This is a genomic window from Streptomyces palmae (genome assembly GCF_004684805.1).
Classification (GTDB): Bacteria; Actinomycetota; Actinomycetes; order Streptomycetales; family Streptomycetaceae; genus Streptomyces; species Streptomyces palmae.
Map to the genome: position 1 here is coordinate 1 of NZ_SRID01000420.1, position 5,679 is coordinate 5,679.

General features: G+C 71.4%; 5 protein-coding genes. 3 read left to right on the top strand and 2 right to left on the bottom strand.

Translation table 11 applies throughout. The features are described 5' to 3' along the window. Positions 1 to 594, bottom strand: a 594-nt coding sequence (locus E4099_RS28185) for a TetR/AcrR family transcriptional regulator (RefSeq protein WP_135341952.1), incomplete at its 3' end; no start/stop codon positions are given. 113 nt (positions 595 to 707) lie between these two features. On the opposite strand from E4099_RS28185, the gene E4099_RS28190 reads away from it, so the two are divergent. Then, positions 708 to 1,718 (top strand): glycoside hydrolase family 113 protein, encoded by a 1,011-nt coding sequence (locus tag E4099_RS28190; RefSeq protein WP_135341956.1) that lies wholly within the window; start codon positions 708 to 710, stop codon positions 1,716 to 1,718. Between the two features lie 106 nt (positions 1,719 to 1,824). Here E4099_RS28190 and icmB read toward each other — a convergent pair whose 3' ends face one another. Further along, the gene (gene icmB / locus E4099_RS28195; RefSeq protein ID WP_135341953.1) at positions 1,825 to 2,235 is read right to left on the bottom strand and encodes a coenzyme B12-dependent isobutyryl CoA mutase small subunit; all 411 of its coding nucleotides are present in this window, start codon (positions 2,233 to 2,235) and stop codon (positions 1,825 to 1,827) included. Positions 2,236 to 2,505: 270 nt separating this feature from the next. Here icmB and E4099_RS28200 point away from each other — a divergent pair, with 270 nt between their 5' ends. Both E4099_RS28200 and E4099_RS28205 read left to right on the top strand, forming a co-directional pair. Further along, positions 2,506 to 3,453, top strand: coding sequence for a lipase family alpha/beta hydrolase (locus E4099_RS28200; protein ID WP_135341954.1), 948 nt, complete (start codon positions 2,506 to 2,508; stop codon positions 3,451 to 3,453). 185 nt (positions 3,454 to 3,638) lie between these two features. After that, positions 3,639 to 5,477: a M23 family metallopeptidase gene (locus E4099_RS28205; protein ID WP_135341955.1), complete on the top strand. Its 1,839-nt coding sequence runs from the start codon at positions 3,639 to 3,641 to the stop codon at positions 5,475 to 5,477. Positions 5,478 to 5,679: the final 202 nt, after the last annotated feature.

Sequence of the window (5,679 nt, forward strand, 5' to 3'; positions counted from 1 at the left end):
CGCGGCCCCCGCGTCCCCGGCCGGCCGGAGCCATCCCTCCAACGCGATCCGAACCGCCGCGGCCACGCTTGCCGCGAGAACACGCGCGGTCTGCGCTCCAGCGCCACCCAGACGCTCGGCGCCCCCTAGACGCTCGGCGTTACCCAGACGCTCCGCATCGCCCAGACGTTCCGCGATCACCGCCGTGAGAGGGGGCTCGATGCCGGCGGTGGTGTCGAGGAACGCCTCGCGCAGCGCGGGCCGGGTGATGATCAGCAGCAGCGACTCGGGGCCGCGCTCACCCGTGGTCGTGTACTGCTCGACCACTGCTTCGGTGACGGCGTCGGCCAGGCGCGTTCCCGCGGGCCGGGCCGCGACCGCCGCCGCGATCCGCGCCTCCCGGTCCGCCGTCACAGCGGAGACGATCGCCTGCTCGCGGCTGGCGAAGTAGTTGTTGTAGGTGCGCGGCGAGACCCCGGCCGCCTCGGCGATGTCCTCGACCCGCACCTGCTCCGGTCCGCGCTCCACGGCCAGGCGCAGGGCCGCCTCGCGCAGCGCCTCACGCGTGGCCTGCTTCTTCCGCTCCCGCAGCCCTGCTGGTGGTGGTGTCGTCACGGTGTCAGCGTTCCACACAAGCTGCGCGCACGCAAAATTGCGTGCGCGCAACTTTCCTGCCAGTCTCGGCCGCCCCGACCGAGAGCGAGGACATCACCATGCGAGCCAGGGGAATGACCTACGACACCGGGTTCGTCGTGCACGGCCAGACGTCCCGCGAGCACTTCGACCCCGCGGTGGTCCGGCGCGAACTCGCCATCATCCGCGACGACCTGCACTGCAACGCGGTCCAGATCATCGGTGGCGACCCGGACCGACTGGAGCTGGCCGCCGGCGCCGCCGCCGAGCTCGGCCTGGAGGTCTGGTTCTCGCCCTACCCGCTGGAGCTGGATCCGGACCGGATCCTCGCGCTCTTCCGCGACTGCGCCGAGCGAGCGGAACGGCTCCGGCGGCAGGGGGCCGCGGTCATGTTCGTCGCAGGGGTCGAACTCAGCGTGATGAACCACGGGTTCCTGCCCGGAGACAGCCCCGAGGAGCGGGTCGAGCAGCTGATGAGCCGACCCGAGCGGCGGGCCGAGGCAATGCGCGAGCTGGGCGTACGCGTCAACGCGTTCCTCCGCGAGGCCGCGGCCGCGGTCCGCGAGCGCTTCCAGGGCAAGCTCACCTACGCGTCCATCCAGTTCGAGCAGGTCGACTGGGAGCCCTTCGACTTCGCGACGTTCGAGCTGATCCGCTCCGCCGAGGTCGCCGACCGGTTCCGGGAGGCGGTGCGCACCCTGGCCCAAGGCCCGAAGCCGCTCGCCATCACCGGGTTCGGCACCGCGGCCTACCGCGGCGCCGGAGACCGCGGTGGGCGGGTGCTGGAAGTGGTCGAGTACGACCCGGAGACCAAGGTCCCGGTACGGCTGAACGGCACATACGAGCGCGACGAGGCCGGCCAGGCCGCGTATCTGAGCGAGCTGCTGGAGATCTTCGAGACCGAGGGTGTGGACAGCGCGTTCGTGTTCCTGTTCGCCCTGCCCGGCTATCCGCACCGCCCGGACGGCGACCCCAGGGACGACCTGGACCGGGCCGGCCTGGGCATCGTCAAACTCCTCGAGGGGCGCAAGGGCCGGACCTACCCCGACATGGAATGGGAGCCCAAGGCCGCCTTCGCGGCGGTGGCGGGGCGCTATCGGAGCTGACAGGCCCCCCGCGCGGTGGTCCCGGCTCGGGATCCCACCGCGTCAACGACCCGGACCTGCCACCCCGCGGTGTCGGGGTGGCAGGTCCGGGTGGGTTCTCGGTCGGTCAGGCCGCTACCGGGCGCACGTTCGCCCGCACCCACTCCACGATGGAGGTGGTGGTCGCGCCCGGGGTGAAGATCTCCGCGACGCCCTGCTCCTTGAGCAGCGGAATGTCATCCTCCGGGATGATGCCGCCACCGAAGACCTTGATGTCCTCGGCCTCGCGCTCCTTGAGCAGCTCCAGCACCTTCGCGAAGAGCGTCATATGCGCCCCGGAAAGGATCGACATCCCGATCGCGTCGGCGTCCTCCTGGATCGCGGTGTCCACGATCTGCTCGGGCGTCTGGTGGAGTCCGGTGTAGATGACCTCCATACCGGCATCGCGCAATGCCCGTGCGATGACCTTGGCCCCCCGATCGTGGCCGTCGAGCCCCGGCTTGGCCACCACCACGCGGATCGGACCAGTTACTCCCATCACTGCCCTCCATGCCTCCGTGCACGACAGCCGTAACCGGCCGTAAGCGGTGAACGAACGTTATCTCCAACTTCCCGTACACAGCAGTTTCGGGGCGGCAGCGAGGGGGAAATCACACAAGAGGGCATGTCCGTTCCGGGACGGAACGCGGGACACGCCCCCTCGGGACAGTTCCACAGGGGACCCTCATCTCAGGGCCACGCCGGGCCGAGCCCACCTCCACCCCGCGGAGCAGAGCCGCTTTCCCGCGCATCGTTCGGGAGGTCGGTCATGAAGACCTTGCCCTTTCCGTTCTCCCTGGTCCAGCCACTCCGATCGTCGAGTGCGCTGATCCGGGCCACCGCGGTGGACGCCGCTGTGCTGGCCGGACACCTCCTGCTCTACCCCACGGGCCTGGTGGAGGAGCATCCCTGCGAGGAGCTCGCGGTGGACGAGGGCGTCCAGGAGCCGGACGGCGGGAGCGCGCCGCAGCCGCCGGTGCTCCTCCTGCACGGGTTCATCGACAATCGTTCGGTGTTCGTCCTGCTGCGCCGCTCGCTGCGGCACTCCGCTCGACGCCAGGTGGAGGGGATCAACTACTCACCGTTCACCTGCGACATCCCGGCCGCCGCCGCCCTGCTCGGCGAGCGCGTCGAGAGGGCCTGCCGGCGCACCGGTCATGACCGGGTGGATCTGGTGGGGCACAGCCTGGGCGGCCTGATCGCCCGCTACTACGTACAGCGGCTGGGCGGCGACAGACGGGTGCGCACCCTGGTCACGCTCGGCACCCCGCACGGCGGCACGCGCATGGCCCCGGCCTTCTCGCCGCACCCGATCGTGCGCCAGATGCGGCCGGGATCCGCGGTGATCCAGGAGTTGCGGCAGCCCGCACCGGGCTGCCGCACCCGCTTCGTGAGCTTCTGGAGCGATGCGGACGAGGCGGTCTCACCGGCCGAGATGGCACGTATCGACCACCCCGATCTCCTGGTGCGCAATGTGCGGGTGAAGGGGGTCGGGCATCTCGCGCTCCCCCTGCACCGGGCGACCGCCGCCGGCGTCTGCGAGGCCCTGGGCGTGAGCGGGACGGACGGCACGGAGGCGGTGCCGGACGCGGACCGCGCGAACACGGCAGGGGACACGCCGGGCGCGAAGAGCGCGGGAATCACCGGGGGCGCGAAGAGCGGAAAGGGCGCGAGGCGCGGCGGGGCAGACGCCTCAGGCGCCGCTTCGGTTGCCTGATCCGGCCGATCATTTACCGAACAGCAATCGAACACTCGACCAAGGAACGGCGCGCAGAACGCCGAAACGCGACCAAATACCTCTTCCCGCGCCCCTGGAGCCTTGCCGAAGATTGTCGCTGTCGCATACCGCCGGGTACAGTCGCCGCTAATTCTCCTGCTGCCGAGGCGAAAGAGAAGTTGGTGGTGAACGACCGTCACCCGTCGGGTCCTCAGTCCCCGACCGACCACGCTCCCGACGCCTCCCACTCCCCGTACTACGGTGAGGCCGGCGAGCAGCAGGGCGCTTCGCAGAGTCATGCCGGGTACGACGGCTACTCCACCGGCACCTTCAGCGGACTCGGCACGGCCTACGGCGAGGACAACCCGCTGTACGGCGGCTACGGTTCCCAGGACACCGGCCAGTACGGGTTCGGTTATCCGGGCGGGGGCACCGCCCAGGCCGGGGGCTTCGCCGGAGAGTTCGACACCGGGCAGTACGCCACCACCGCCTCCTACGCGGACGGCGCCTACAGCGGGATGAACTCCTCCGGGACCGGCCAGTTCACGGTCGACGCCTACGGGACGGGCCAGTTCGAGACCGGCGCGTACCCGACCGGCCAGTTCGAAACCGGCCAGTTCCCGACCGGCCAGTTCGAGACCGGTAGCCACGAGACCGGCCTGCACGGGACGGCCTCCTACGCCGATTCCGGGCAGTGGGACCTCGGGTTCGCCCAGCAGTCCGGCCTCCAGGACACCGGTTCCTTCACCACCTCCGGCTACGGCGACGGCGGCACGGACACCGGCGGCTACGACACCAGCGGCCTGTGGGGCGATCCGGCCCGGCAGCCCGGCGTCAGCATCCCCGCCCAGCAGACCACCGAGGCCACCGGCCAGTGGGACAGCGTCGGCCGATGGGACGCGCCGGCCGAGTGGGACACCCGCCAGTGGGCCGAGGACACGTCCTGGCAGGGCTCCACCGCACAGCGGACCGAGGGCGTGGACACCGGTCTGACGCAGACCTGGGACACCACCGCCTGGGCCACCGGCGACTCGGTGTACGAGCAGCGGTCGCCCGACCCGGACCCCGCGCCCAGCGCGGAGGACGCGGACCGCACCCCGGACCTGGACGACCTCGACCTGCCGTACGCGGCCGCCGAGCCCGGCCCCGGCGAGACCCCCGGCGTCGACGATGCCGACACGGACACGGACACGGACACCGCCGACGACCACGACAAGGAACCGGTCCTGGTCGGCGCGGCGGTCGGCGGGGGCGGCGGCTCCCGCGAGGACGGGGCGCGTGCCCGCCGCCGCACCGGTGCCTCCCGCCCGAAGCGCTCGGCGCTGCTGACCGTGGCGGTGCCCTCGGTGGCCATCATGGGCGTGACGGCCGTCGCGGCGGCCGCGGTCGGCATGGGGAACGACGGCAAGCAGGACAACTCCACCAACCAGGCCGCCCCGGACACCGGCGCGGTCAAGGCCTCGGTCGCCAACCGCAAGCTGGACACCCAGCTCGCCGGACTCTCGGACCGGGCGGACGACTTCGCCAACCGGGCCAGCCGCACCCAGGAACGCATCGACCTCAAGGCGCGCCAGGAGGCCGAGCGGAAGCGCAAGATCGAGGAGGCGCGGCGCAAGGAGGCCCTGCGCCCCAAGTTCGCGCTCCCGGTCAGCCAGCACGGTCTGAGCGCCACGTTCGGGCAGGCGGGCCTCAACTGGATGTCGGTGCACACCGGCATCGACTTCCCGGTGGACGAGGGCACGCCGGTGATGGCGGCCACCGACGGCACCGTGACCACCAAGTTCAACAGCGCCTACGGCAACATGGCGATAGTCACCTCCCCGGACGGCACCCAGACCTGGTACTGCCATCTGAGCAGCACCCGGATCCGGTCCGGTTCGGTGAAGGCCGGCGATGTGATCGCGTACTCCGGCAACACGGGCAACTCCACCGGCCCGCACCTGCACTTCGAGGTGCGCCCCGGCGGCGGCTCGGCGATCGACCCCCTGACCTGGCTCCGCAGCCACGGCGTCGACCCCACCTGATTCCCACCCGATCCAGCCACCCCCCGCGCCCTCAGGGGCGCTGGGGGTCCCCCGGACGAAGTCTGGGGGAGGAACTGCGCGACCAGCCCCCTACCTCCGCACCCGACAACACACCGCACCCAAAGAGACGCTCGGGTCCCCCCAGACGAAGTCCGGGCTTGGGGCCACCTTCCCGACGAACCCCCGGGGGGGGGGGGGGAGA